Origin of the sequence: Myxococcus xanthus, from assembly GCF_006402735.1 — a bacterium.
Taxonomy (GTDB): Bacteria; Myxococcota; Myxococcia; order Myxococcales; family Myxococcaceae; genus Myxococcus; species Myxococcus xanthus_A.
On record NZ_CP017174.1, the window covers coordinates 3,865,272 to 3,877,646 of the forward strand.

Consider the following 12,375-nt stretch of genomic DNA (forward strand, 5'->3'; position numbering starts at 1 on the left):
ATCGTTGCGACGTTCGTTCGTAGGGGTCTTCCAGACGCGTGTTTCGTTTCTCAAGGAGTGGCCTGATGCGGAAGGTGCGATGGACCCTGGGTGGCGCGGCGCTGGCCCTGACGCTGACGGCCGCCTGTGCGTCCGCTTCTCGTGAGCAGGACACGCCTCCCCCCGCGAATCTGCGGACGCTCGATGCCCGGGACGTGGTGGCGAGCGCCATCGTCGTGGACTTCAAGGACGGCACGACGAAGGCGGAGTTCGACGCCTGGGAGGCCGACTGGGGCGTCGACCTGGAGCTCAACTCCGTGGAGAGCGCCGACGAGGCCCTCACGGTGGCGGTGGGCGTGGACGACGTGGACGGGGTGCTCGAGCGCATCCGCCAGCATCCAGCCGTGGAGGCCGCCGAGCCACTGATGGAGGTCCGCGCCAGCTTCACGCCGAACGACCCGCACTTCGCGCAGCAGTGGAACCTGCGGATGATCGACATGCCCAAGGCCTGGGAGCGAAACCGGGGCAAGGGCGTGGTGGTGGCGGTGCTGGACACCGGCATCGCGTACGAGGACCACGGCGACTTCAAGCACGCACCGGACCTCAAGGGCGTGAAGTTCGTGAAGGGCTTCGACTTCGTCAACGACGATGAGCACGCCAACGACGACCACGGGCACGGCACGCACGTGGCGGGCACCATCGCCCAGGCCACCAACAATGGCGAAGGCGTGGCGGGCGTGGCCTTCGAGGCGACGCTGATGCCCGTCAAGGTGCTCAACCACTTCGGTGGCGGGAACACGGCGGACATCGCGGACGCCATCCGCTTCGCGGCGGACAAGGGCGCGAACGTCATCAACCTGTCCCTGGGCGGCGGGGCGTACTCGCAGGTGATGGCCAGCGCGGTGGAGTATGCGCGCAAGAAGGGCGTCACCGTGGTGGCCGCGGCTGGCAATGGCGGGCGGGCGACGGTGGAGTTCCCCGCGGCCTACCCGGGCGCGGTGGCGGTGTCGGCCGTGGGGCCGGACGGAATGCTGGCGCCGTACTCCTCCTACGGCAAGGAGCTGGATATCGCCGCGCCGGGTGGCGACAAGCGCCGGGGCGACCAGGGGGGCATCCTCCAGAACACCCTGGACCCGCGCGATGTCTCACGCTTCGTCTACGCGTCATACCAGGGCACCAGCATGGCCACGCCGCACGTCGCGGCCGTGGCGGCGATGCTCTACGCGGCCGGCGCCAAGGGGCCGGACGAGGTCGAGCAGGCCCTCTACGCGGGCGCGAAGAAGTCGGCGGACCAGGCGTGGAGCGAGCAGTACGGCCACGGCCTGCTCAACGCGGAGGCGTCGCTCGCGTCGCTGCGCGGCGGGGGCTCGGCGCAGTGGCCGCCGCTGTACTGGGCGCTGGCGCTGCTGGCGTTCGTGCTGCTGACGCTGCGCGGCCGTGCGCGGCCGGGCTACCTCAACGTGCTGGTGCGGCCCGCCTTCCTCATCCCGTTGTTGCTGTCCACGGTAGGTGCCTTCTTCCTGCGCGGCTGGTTCGGGGGCGCTGAGGGGGCCGCGGGGGACGTGGTGCAGGTGGCGTCGCTGCCCCTGCCGGACTGGGAGCGCATCATCTTCGGCCGGGGCCGGACGGTGAACCCGCTGTTCTACAGCGCGCTCATCCCGCTGCTCCTGTCGCTGCCGGCCATCAAGTGGCGTGGGCTGCGGTCGGCCATGGGGGGCCTGGCGCTCGGCTTCGCGGGCTTCCTGGCCTACACGGCCTGGGCCGGGGCGCCGGCGCTGGCGTGGCTGCCCTTCGCGTTCCTCGCCAAGCCGTGGCTGGGCTTCAACACCGTCATCTGCCTCGTCATCGCCCGCGCGATGCTCCAGAAGGAGGACGCATGAAGCTCACTGGCCGCGTCGTCTTCCGTGACATCGAAACGGGCGTCTGGGTGCTGGAGGGCGACGACGGCACCACGTACCAGCTCGCTGGCGGGGACCGGAAGCTGAAGAAGGACGGTCAGCGCATCGAAGCCGAAGGCAGCGTGGACGGGGACACGCTCACCAGCGCCATGGTGGGCCCCATCTTCCACGTCAGCACGTACCGCTTCGTCTGAAGCGGCACGTCGCGGGTCAGGGCTTCAGCCCTGGCCCGGTTTGGATGCGGTGCGCGCGAATCTGCCGCTCCCGCTCCTCGTAGTAGGCCTCCATGGGTAGCTCCCCTCGGCGCGCCGAGGCGCGGAGCGCGCTCAACGCCTTGCGCTCCGCATGCAGCGCGGGGGCCTCGGGGGACTCCAGCGTCGGAAGCGGGTGCTGCGCGTCGTAGAAGTTGAGGGCCAACCCTCGCGAGTCCACGGCCACCAGCAGGCCCAGTGACACCGTGGCCCCCACCACCCAGGGCAGCAGCAGTCGCACCAGGGAAGGCGTGGGGCCGGGCTCCTGGGCCTCCTCGTCGCTGGCGCGTGCGCCGGGACCCCAGACGCCAGGCTGCCGCCGCGCGTAGGAGAGCAGGGCGCTCATGCCCGCCCAGCCCGCCGCGGCGAGCACGAGCACCAGGCGGGGGTCTGTCGCTTCAGACGTCGCTTCGGAGGCATCCGTGCCCAGTGCCTTGGCGGACAGGAAGAGCACCGAGGACACCAGGTTGTTGGCCGCGTGGGCGCCAATGGCGGGCCACAGCGAGCCGGTGCGCAGGTAGAGCCACCCGAAGAGCAGGCCCAGTTCCGTGCGAGCCAGGAATCCCACCGGGTCCAGGTGAAAGGCGCTGAACACCACGGCGGAGATGACCAGGGGCGCGGTGGTGGGCGCGGGTGCCGGTGGGGTGAGGCCTCGCTGGAAGATGCCGCGGAAGAAGAACTCCTCGCAGAAGGGCGCGGCCACCGTCACACCCGTGAGGATGATGGCCAGCTCCAGCGGCGTCTGATCCGCGAACAGCTTCGAGCTGTCGAACATCCGCGTCAGCCACTCCGGCGCCACCGACTGGGCCAGGAACTGGATGGGGACCACCACCGCGAAGAAGTTCGCCACGCCCAGGAGGAAGCCGAAGACGGTGGCCGCTCGCGGCGCTGGCAGCAGCCCCGTGTAGAGGACAGGGCGCCAGCCCGCGTTGCGCAGCATCACCCAGCCCAGGCCCAGGAACACGACCAGCTCGGTGAACCAGATGCCGAAGGCTGGGTTCGCGAGCTGGACGGTGCCGCCCACGAGGATGAACGCGCCGAGTGCAAGCGCGGCGCTCACCACCGCGAGCCATTTGGGGCTCGTGCTGAAGCGGGTGCCAGAGGGCGGCCCCGGTGGAGGGGGCGCAACGTCGCTGGGGGTGGCGTCTTCCAACGGGCTTTCTCCTATTTCTATCCTGTTCGAACCTTGACGTCCTTCATCCTGGCTCGAACAGCGCGGCGGACGTGGAGGAGTGGCTTTCGCGTCCTGGGCGTCCTGGGGGGAGGGCTTGGGGGCGGGCACGTCGCACGCGGCGGCGTTCCAGGTGGAAGCCCGCACCGAGGCGCAGGCGTACCAGATTCGCGCGTGGCGTGGCAGCACGCCGGAGAGTCCGGTGCTGTTGCCGCGGCGGCGAATCGTCCAGTACCTGGGGCTCAACGCCTTCGAACTCGCCACCGGCGAGGACATGGGCTTCGAGTCCAACCTCCGCATCTGGGCCGATTTCGGGCTGCCGCGAGGCGAGGCGGCGCTGGTGGACGGCTGTTGCTGGAGGATCTGGGCGGCTTCAACGCGGCGGCGGGGTATCGCAAGGCGCTGATGGAGGGGAAGACGGACCTGGAGCGAGCCGCTGTCCATCCATCCCAACGACTACCTGACGCTGCATCCGGTGCAGGATCGGCCGAACTCGCCCCGCTGTGAGCGCTGCCACCGGGTGCAGTCCTTCTGCGTCGCCTGTCACGAGCGCACGGGCGTGGGCATGGATGCGACGGCTCCGGCCTGGGCGGTGTCGTGCTCACTGGTGTGGCCGCGTGCCTGGAACCAGGAGCCCCGCTCTACGCCGGCCGAGGTCCGCGCGGAGTTCACGACGCAGCCCTGATGGCCAACGGGCCCGCCGTCTCCAGGGCTTGAAGGGGACGCCAAGGTGCGCAGGGCCAGTGCACACCGGCCTACCACCTTGCCCCCCGCCCGCGGGCGCGGACGGGGCCAGTGAGGGCCTGTGGCTCAGCCGCGCTTCAGGTAGCCACGGATGTCGTCAACGAGCTGTGTGCGGGCCTGCTGCTCGCTGGCGGCGGGGCCCAGCGTCAGCTTCTTGTCTGACTCGATGAGCAGCTTCTGGTCCAGGAGGAACGCCACCGCGTTCTCCAGCGTCACCTTGGCCAGGGATTCGGAGGCGGTGATGCGGCCGGCGTGGTACTCCGCGCGGCCCGTCTCCAGGGCCATCTTCACGAAGGACTTCCGGTCCGCCGCGGCGCCGTTGGCCACGTCCTGGAGCGTCATGGCCGCCAGCAGGTAGGCCTCCAGGTAGTCGCGCAGCATGTCGGCCTGGAATTCCAGGTCCGGACGCGCGTGGGCCTCGGGGGCGACGCGAAGCGCCTCGTTCTCCTCGAGCACCAGACCCATGCGCTCCAGCCGCTCCACCGTCTCCGCGAAGATGGAGTCGAACGTGGTGCCCACCCGGTAGATGAACTCCACCTTGAAGAGGCGGGACAGGAACAGTGCGCGCTCCTTCACGGTGTCATAGGGCGCGGGGCTCCCGCTGGCCAGCATGGCGTTGGCCACGAGGCTCCGGGAGGCCACCAGGTTCATCAGCGTGTTCTTGTAGAAGGACAGTTCCGGGCGGCGTGCCTCCTCCGCCTGGTAGATGACCTCGCCACGCGCTTCCTGGGTGCGCACCATCTCGTCGGAGATGAACGTGCGCATGGCGTCCTGGATGGGACCCATCGTCTCCGGGTTGCTGGGGGCGTTGCGCATCTCCACTGACTGCGGCGAGCCCTCCTCCACGGCGATGCGGCGCAGGATGTTGATGCGGTCCGCCATCTCCCGCTGCGTCAGGCCGCGGCGCCGGTGCGAGAGCAGGGCGGTGCTGACCAGCGCGTGCGGCGTCACCGTGGACACCTTGCTGATGCCGTACATCACCCGGTTGCCCAGCGCGCGGACGAGCCCCTTCTTCTGCTCGTCCGACACCGGCTCGTCCGGGTTGATGCCGCGCGCCTGCATGAACGCGCGCAGGGAGATGGGCTCATCGAAGCCCAGGTGGATGCGGCCATATCGCGCCGCCAGCACCTTGGGCGTGCTCAACAGGGCCTTGAGGTCCTCGGGCTTCTTCTCGCCGCCGGCCAGCTCCTTCGAGTAGCTGCTGGACTCGACGACCTTCTCGTAGTCGATGGCCACCGGCACGAAGATGAGGTCATCGCGCGCGCCCTCCAGCACGGACTCCACCTGCCAGGTGAACATGCCCAGCTTGGGCAGCAGCAGCTTGCCCGTGCGCGAGCGGCCGCCTTCCGGGAAGAACTCCTGGTGGATGCCGTCGTGCACCAGCTTGCGCACGTAGGCCTTGAAGGACGCGGCGTAGACCTTGTCGCCCTTGAAGGAGCGCCGGAGGAAGAACGCGCCGCAGCGGCGGAAGAACGTGCCCAGGGGCCAGAAGGAGAGGTTGGCGCCCGCGGCCACCAGGGGCACCGCGTAGCCCCGGTTCCACAACACCCAGCTCATCACCAGGTAGTCGACGTGGCTCTTGTGGCTGGGGCACAGGACGATGGGCGCGTGGCTCGCGGCCTTGAGCGCGCGGTGGAGGCCGGCCTCGTCCACGTGCATGCCGTCGTAGATGCGGTTGAACACCCACTCCAGCACGGGGGAGGTGAACGCCAGCGCGGTGGGGCTGGGCTTGGCGGCAATGGCCTCCAGGTTGCGGCGAGCCTCACGCAGGACGCTCTCCGGCTTGCGCCCGGATTCAGCCGCGCACTCCTCCACCACCTTGCGCAGGGACCTGTCGCGCAGCGTCTCGTCGATGACGCGCGAGGCGGGCTTCACGGGCGGACCGAACACGGCCCGCGTTTCGCGCGCGAGGTGGACGTGGAGACTGCTGCGCACCTTGCGGGCCAGCAGCTCATCCGAGTCGCGAGGGTTCTCCGCGACGAAGCGCTGCAGGTCGATGGGCTCGCCCACGCGGAACTGCGCGCGCTTGTAATTGCGGAAGAAGGCCAGCATCGAGTGCAGGAAGCCCGGTGCCTCCGGGCTCCCGAACACCACGTCCACCCAGTTGGGCTTCAGACGCGCGGGGCGCTTCTCCCAGACGAACAACTCCGGCACCAGGTACACCGGCTTGCCGGACTGGCGGGCCATGGCCACCAGGGCGGGGAAGGGGTCCTCGCGCGTCTCCTTCCCGGACGGACGGAGCAGAGCGGTGCGGCGCAGGAAGACCAGTCCGCTGCCCCCCGTCTGCCGGGCGTGCTCGAAGCGCTGCGTGAAGTCACCGCTCTGTTTCGCCTGTCGCCAGGGTCTGGTGAACCACGGCCGCAGGTTCACCACGGCGCGCACGGGCGGCAGCGCCCGGCGCACCATGGCCCACGTCAGGTAGAGGAAGTTCACCCAGGCGGTGGTGCGCATGACGTGCACCACGAAGCCCTTTGCGTGCAGGTTCCGGAGCTCTGTTTCGGCTTCCGGCGGGAAGTGCACGCTCTCCAGGTAGCGCGTTCCCAGCGCCCGGCCCATGGGGCCGAATTCATCCTTCAGCGAGGACGCTCCCTGATTCGCAGTCGGTGACAGCGCGGTCTCCAAGAATGCTCCCGGCTACATGTTGTCGGGCGTGGGAATGCCCAGCAGCGTCAGTCCCGCGGCGAGCGTAACCCGAGCGGCGTCAATCAGGGCGAGTCGTGCAGAACGCAGCGCGTCATCGCCTTCGACGTTGATGCGCTTGTCCCGCTCCTGGTTGCCGAGCGTGTAGTAGCGGCTGAGCGCCGAGGCTACGTCGAGCAGCAGCCGGGCCACGAGGCTGGGCTCGTACTGCTCCGCCGCGTCGCGGACCACCTCGGGCAGGCGCATGATTTCGCGCAGCAGGGCCTGCTCCTCGGGGAGTGTCAGCAGGGCCGCGTCGTAGCTGGCCGGCGCGCCACCGCCCTTGCGCAGCACGTTGACGGCGCGCGCGTGGGCGTACTGGAGATAGGGGCCGGTGTGACCCTCGAAGCTGAGCACCTCGTCCCAGTCGAAGGTGTAGTCGCTGGCGCGCTTGTGCTTGAGGTCGCCGAAGGCGATGGCGCCCAGGGCGATCTGCTCGGAGAGGGCGTCCGCGTCGTCCGTCTGGATGCGTCCGGCCTCCACGTTCTCCCGCACCTTGACGGAGACACGCTCGCGCGCCTCGTCCAGCACGTCGTTGAGCTGGACCACCTGGCCCTTGCGCGTGCTCATGCCGTGGATGCGGCCGAACGCGACGTGGACGGTGCGGTCCGCCCAGGGCAGGTCCATTTCCTTCAGCGTGCGGAACACCTGCCGGAAGTGCAGCGCCTGGTCCTGAGCGACGACGTAGAGCGACTTGTCGAACTGGAAGCGCTCGTACCGGTCCTGCGCGGCGGCCAGGTCACGCGTGGCGTACAGCGTGCTGCCGTCGTTCTTCTTCAGCAGGATGGGCGGCTCGTTCTCCGCGTAGGGCAGGTCGACGATGAGCGCGCCCTGCGACTCCTTCACGCCGGGCTTTTTCGCAATCTGGTCGATGACCGCGTCCATCTTCCCCTGGTAGCGGCTCTCGCCCTCGATGTGCTCGAACTCGATGCCCATCCGCGCGTAGATCTTCTTGAAGCCCTTGATGCTCGTGTCGCGGAACTGGTTCCAGAGCTTGAGGGCCTCGGCGTCACCGGCCTCCATGCGGCGGAAGAAGGCGCGGGCCTTCTCGTCGAACTCGGGCTCGGCCTCGGCGCGCTTGTTGGCCTTGACGTATACCTCCACCAGGTGGCCCATGTCGTCGATGCGGGCCGGGTCGCCGTACTCCTGGAATCCCACGGCCACCAGGCCGAACTGTTTGCCCCAGTCGCCCAGGTAGTTGATGCCTTCCACCCGCCAACCCAGCGCCCGGTAGATGTTGGCGATGCAGTGGCCGAGGAACGTCGTGCGGATGTGGTGGAAGCCAATGGGCTTGGCGATGTTCGGCGACGAGTAGTCGATGGCCACCGTCTTGCCGCGGCCCGCGTCCTCGTCACCGCCGTAGCGGATGCCCGCGCCGCGCGCGGCGTCGATGACCTCCGAGGTGAAGGGCAGGGCGGTGAAGCGCGCGTTGACGTACGGACCCACGGCCTTGATTTCCAGTCCGGGGACGCTGAGCGACTGCGCCAGTCCTGCGGCGATGGCGGGCGGGGCCTTCTTCTGGGCCTTGGCGAGAGGGAAGGTGGCGAAGCTGAGGTCGCCGTGCGCCGGCTCGGCGGGCTTGACCTGGGCTTCGATGTCGGCGGCCGGCACACCCAGGGCAGTGGCAAGAGCCTGGGCGAAGGCGGCGCGGTAACGGGAGTAGACGGATGTGCTCATGGGACTGCGCGGATACTAGACAAACCGAGGTGGCCTACGGCCACCTCTTGTTCGCACCCACGACGAATCCCCAACTCAAGGCACGGCGGGGGCTCGTCGGCTGGGCCGGACCACCGCGGAGACGGTGTCCAGCAGCTTGGGCAGGTTGAGGGGCTTTTCGAAGAAGCCGTCAATGCGCTCCAGCCCCTGACCCGAGGTGAGTGACGCCACCTCGCTGGCTCCAGAGATGATGTACACGACGATGTCCGCCAGCGACTCGTTGCCACGGATGTAGCGGAGCACCGACTGCCCGTCCTCCTCGCTCAGCCGCAGGTCGAGCAGGACCATGGCTGGCCGGATGTGGGAGAGAATGGACCGTGCCTCGGAGGCGCCCGAGGTGGCCATCACCCGGTAGCCCTCCTGCTCCAGCACCTGCTGAAGCACCTCGCGGCAGTCGGCGTCGTCCTCCACCAGCAGGATTCCGCCGGACTTGGGCGCGGCCTGGGCCATCTCCGGCGCGCTGACGGCGCCGGCGAACATGGGGAGCACCATTTGGAACGTGCTGCCCTCGCCCAGGACGCTGGCGCTCTCCATGCGTCCGCCGTGGAGGGCGACAATCTTCCCCACCAGGGGCAGCCCGAGCCCCGCACCGGGCGGCCGAGGCATGCCCGGGGTGGCGCGGTAGAAGGCGTCGAAGACGTGCTCCAGGGCCTCGCTGGACATGCCCGGACCGCTGTCCTTCACGGTCAGCATCGCCAGGCCGTCCTCGGCGGAGACGCGCACCTCGACGGTGTCGTCCGCCTCACTGTGGTGGATGCCGTTCTCCACGAGGTTGTGGATGGCCTCGGCGATGCGCTCGCGGTCTCCGCGGACGAACACCTCGGGGCAGGGGGGAATCACCACGCGCACCTTGCAGTGCTCCGCGAGCGCCCCCAGCGAGCGCACCACTTCCTCCGCCACGGCCTTGAGGCCGAAGGGACGCTGATTGAGCTGCATCTTCCCGGACTGGAGCCGGGACATGAGCAGCAAGTCATTCACCATGCGCAGCATCCGGTCCGAGTTCCGGTCGCAGATCTGCACCGCGCGGCGCTGGGCATCCGTGAGGGCCCCCAGCTTCTCGCGGCCCATCATCGCCAGGTAGGACTTGATGGTGGTGAGCGGGTTCTTCAGGTCGTGCGAGACGTTGCCCAGCAACTCCTCGCGGTTCTGTTCCAGGCTCTTGAGGCCGGCGATGGCGGTCTGCAGATCCTTGTTCCGGCGGGCGCTGTCGTCACGCAGGCGCGCCACCTCGTAGGCTGCGGTGAGCTGCGCGGCCAGTGACTGCAACAGCGTGTCGGACGGCTCGCGCCGGGAGCCCAGCACCACCAGGACGCCACCGACGCCCTGCGGGCCCTCCAGGGGCACGGCAATCGTGTCCCCATCACGCAGTAGTGCCTTCTGGGAGAAGGCCCGGCCCACCACACCCTCACCGGGGACAGCGGCGGTGACGCGGTCGTCGTAGCGGCCTCGGACGTGCTCGACGTGGAGCTGCTCCCGGGACGGGAAGTAGCGCGCCACGTAGCAGACCTTCGGCTTGAGGAGCGTGTGGATGGTTTGCAGGTGGGAGCGGAGCGCTTCGGTGGGCCCCGCGTTGTCCGTCAGGTGCCGCGACATCTCCAACAGGGCGCGGTGAGCAACATCCGCATCCACCGAGGGGAGCGGCTTCGCGGGCCGCTTCGGAGTCTTCTTGGCCGCCTTCGCAACCGGACGCAGCGGTACGACTTCCGCCAGCGTCCCCTTCTTCTTTGAGCGCACGGGTGAATCCTTGCTCAAGTTCCGCGCGCATGTGAACGGCCTCTGTCCTCCGGGGCCTTCCGGAGGACAGTGTCCATGTCGGGTGGCCGACAGCCGGGGCTCAGGCTCGGCGCTGGATGCGCTGGTCGTTGCCCAGGGCGTAGGGCTCCACCAGCAGCGGCTCCACCTTCTCCTGGTAGCCCTCCACGGAGAAGCCGCCTTCCGCCAGCGCGCTGAGCACGGACGTCTGCACCCGGCGAGCCGTCTCATCGGCGGTGAGCAGCTTCAGCATGGGCTCGCGCGCCGGCTCGTACTTGAAGGCGCCCAGTGCCTTGAGCGCGGCGATCTTCACGTCGTCCGACATGTCCTCCAGGAAGGGCACCACCGCGGGGGGGATGCGGGGATCCTGGCTGCCGGCCACGTGGTGCAGCAGCACCACCTTCTTCTCCGGGTTGCGCGTGTAGTAGGCGGACAGGTGCTGGAGCGCGCTCACGCAGGCGGTGATGGTCTCCTCCTCGGAGATCAGCTCACCGAGCAGCCGCAGGGCCCACGAGGCGGCCTGCTCGCTGGTGCGCAGGAACTCCAGGATGGGCGGCACGGCGACGTCCTTGCCGAAGCTCTTCACCAGCTCGAACGTGTGCTCCTTCTCATCCGCGTCCGTGGTGAGCGGGTCCACGGTGATGGTGAAGCGGCTGAGCAGCACGGACACGGCCTCGGGGACCTTCATCTCCCCCAGCTGTTGAATCGCCTTCTGCCGGGTCGCGGGGTCTCCGTACTTCTGGGTGACCTTGGGCTTGAGCTTGAGGGCTTTCTCGGGGCCCGAGCCGCCTGTGAAGATGTCTAAGAGGCCCATGTGCGCGTGTGCTCCGTATGGTTCGGCGGCGTGAGAAGGTGGGGCGCCGTCCGTCTATGACGGTGCGGCGCCCAGGACAAGAGGCAAGAGGCTAGAGCGTCAGCTCGCGGCGGACGTCGCCCTGATAGGCCCGGGCGAGCGCCTCGGCGGCGGCCCGGGCTTCGGCGGTGGTCTCCTCGGGAACCTTCACTTGGAGGTGGAGGTACAGGTCGCCCTGTGGTCCGCCCTTGAGCGAGGGAACGCCGCGCCCCTTCAGCCGCATGCGGCGGCCGGATTGGGAATGGGGGAGCACCTTCACGGTGACTTCCCCCTGGAACGTGGGGACGCGCACGTCGGCGCCCAGCAGGGCCTCGGAGACCGTCACGGGCAGGTCGAGGTGCAGGTCGTCGCCTTCTCGACGCACCAGGGGATGCTCGGCCACCTCGGTCTCGATGTAGAGGTCCCCTGGGGGGCCGCCCCGTGTCCCCGCCGCGCCCTGGCCGGAGAGCCGCACCTTCGAGCCGGTGTGCACGCCAGCGGGAATCTTCACCGTCAGCCGGGCCTGCTCCTCCTTCACGCCCGAGCCCGCGCACTGGGGGCAGGGCGGCGCGGCCTTGCCCGTGCCGTGGCAATTGGCGCACGCACCCGCGCTGCCGAACAGGCTTCCTGCGCGGCGGGAGCGGCCCGTGCCGTTGCAGACGGTGCAGGTGGACACCGGACCGGACGTGCCCCGGCCGTTGCACGTGGAGCACCGGCCCGGACGGTTGAAGGCCAGGGGGCGCTCGGTACCGGAGACGGCTTGGGCAAGCGTGAGTTGGACGCGGACCGTCAGGTCCTCTCCACGCTCGGGCCCGGCGTTGCGAGCGCGACGCCCGAACATCTCGCCAATGTCGAAGCCTCCCGGGGCGCCGCCCGCCGCGCCACCGCCACGGCCTCCGAACAGGTCGCCGAAAAGGTCACCCAGGTCGAAGCCCTCGGCGCCATAGGGAATGCCCCCGGCACCGGCGCTCCCGGCCGAGGCTTTGTAGGCCCGATAGGCCTCCGCCTTCTTTTCGTCGAAGCCTATCTTCTCGGCGTCCGGGCCGAACTCGTCGTAGAGCTTGCGCTTCCGGGTGTCTGACAGCACCTCGAACGCCGCGCTCACCTGCTTGAACTTCTCCTCGGCGGCCTTGTTGCCCGGGTTGACGTCCGGGTGGTACTTGCGTGCCAGCTTGCGGTACGCCTTCTTGACGTCCTCCGCTGAAGCCGACCGATCGACGCCGAGGGTCTGGTAGTAGTCGTCCGCCATTTGTTCCCGCCGTGGTGTACCCGATTCAACGTAACCAGCCGGTAGGCACGCGCCAGCAAGGACTGTCCAGACCGTGCGAGATGTATAAAGTCGCCGGAGGATGA

General features: G+C 69.1%; 10 protein-coding genes. 4 read left to right on the forward strand and 6 right to left on the reverse strand.

What is annotated here, in order from left to right:
• The first annotated feature begins 65 nt into the window (after nt 1-65).
• Entirely contained in the window at nt 66-1,859 is a 1,794-nt protein-coding gene (locus BHS09_RS16400) for a S8 family serine peptidase (protein WP_140798333.1), read from the forward strand.
• A complete protein-coding gene (locus BHS09_RS16405) occupies nt 1,856-2,071 on the forward strand; it encodes a DUF5818 domain-containing protein (protein ID WP_140798334.1) in 216 nt (71 codons plus the stop codon). The genes BHS09_RS16400 and BHS09_RS16405 overlap by 4 nt, the downstream gene beginning before the upstream one ends.
• A 16-nt stretch (nt 2,072-2,087) precedes the next feature.
• Here the strand turns inward: BHS09_RS16405 and BHS09_RS16410 are convergent, their stop codons facing one another.
• Nucleotides 2,088-3,281: a type II CAAX endopeptidase family protein gene (locus tag BHS09_RS16410; protein ID WP_237080384.1), complete on the reverse strand. Its 1,194-nt coding sequence runs from the start codon at nt 3,279-3,281 to the stop codon at nt 2,088-2,090.
• Nucleotides 3,282-3,360: 79 nt separating this feature from the next.
• On the opposite strand from BHS09_RS16410, the gene BHS09_RS16415 reads away from it, so the two are divergent.
• Entirely contained in the window at nt 3,361-3,705 is a 345-nt protein-coding gene (locus BHS09_RS16415) for a hypothetical protein (protein WP_237080385.1), read from the forward strand.
• Between the two features lie 114 nt (nt 3,706-3,819).
• Entirely contained in the window at nt 3,820-3,984 is a 165-nt protein-coding gene (locus tag BHS09_RS39395) for a hypothetical protein (RefSeq protein WP_162520983.1), read from the forward strand.
• Between the two features lie 125 nt (nt 3,985-4,109).
• On the opposite strand, the gene BHS09_RS16425 is transcribed toward BHS09_RS39395, so the two are convergent.
• From BHS09_RS16425 to BHS09_RS16445, 5 genes are all read right to left on the reverse strand, one after another.
• Nucleotides 4,110-6,665: a 1-acyl-sn-glycerol-3-phosphate acyltransferase gene (locus tag BHS09_RS16425; protein ID WP_140798335.1), complete on the reverse strand. Its 2,556-nt coding sequence runs from the start codon at nt 6,663-6,665 to the stop codon at nt 4,110-4,112.
• 12 nt (nt 6,666-6,677) lie between these two features.
• Nucleotides 6,678-8,399, reverse strand: a complete 1,722-nt coding sequence (gene argS, locus BHS09_RS16430; RefSeq protein WP_140798336.1) for an arginine--tRNA ligase — start codon at nt 8,397-8,399, stop codon at nt 6,678-6,680.
• A 75-nt stretch (nt 8,400-8,474) separates the two neighbouring features.
• A complete protein-coding gene (locus BHS09_RS16435) occupies nt 8,475-10,172 on the reverse strand; it encodes an ATP-binding response regulator (RefSeq protein ID WP_140798337.1) in 1,698 nt (565 codons plus the stop codon).
• Between the two features lie 100 nt (nt 10,173-10,272).
• The gene (locus tag BHS09_RS16440) at nt 10,273-11,004 is read right to left on the reverse strand and encodes a HEAT repeat domain-containing protein (protein WP_140791162.1); all 732 of its coding nucleotides are present in this window, start codon (nt 11,002-11,004) and stop codon (nt 10,273-10,275) included.
• A gap of 91 nt (nt 11,005-11,095) precedes the next feature.
• Nucleotides 11,096-12,271 carry a DnaJ C-terminal domain-containing protein gene (locus BHS09_RS16445; protein ID WP_140798338.1) on the reverse strand — a complete coding sequence of 392 codons (1,176 nt, stop codon included), beginning with the start codon at nt 12,269-12,271 and terminating at the stop codon, nt 11,096-11,098.
• Between the last annotated feature and the right edge of the window lie 104 nt (nt 12,272-12,375).

Bases quoted from the DNA above. Each gene is read 5' to 3' on its own strand.
- BHS09_RS16445 (WP_140798338.1), bottom strand. From the start codon at position 12,271: ATGGCGGACGACTACTACCAGACCCTCGGCGTCGATCGGTCGGCTTCA.
- BHS09_RS16440 (WP_140791162.1), bottom strand. From the start codon at position 11,004: ATGGGCCTCTTAGACATCTTCACAGGCGGCTCGGGCCCCGAGAAAGCC.
- BHS09_RS16400 (WP_140798333.1), top strand. From the start codon at position 66: ATGCGGAAGGTGCGATGGACCCTGGGTGGCGCGGCGCTGGCCCTGACG.
- BHS09_RS16405 (WP_140798334.1), top strand. From the start codon at position 1,856: ATGAAGCTCACTGGCCGCGTCGTCTTCCGTGACATCGAAACGGGCGTC.
- argS (WP_140798336.1), bottom strand. From the start codon at position 8,399: ATGAGCACATCCGTCTACTCCCGTTACCGCGCCGCCTTCGCCCAGGCT.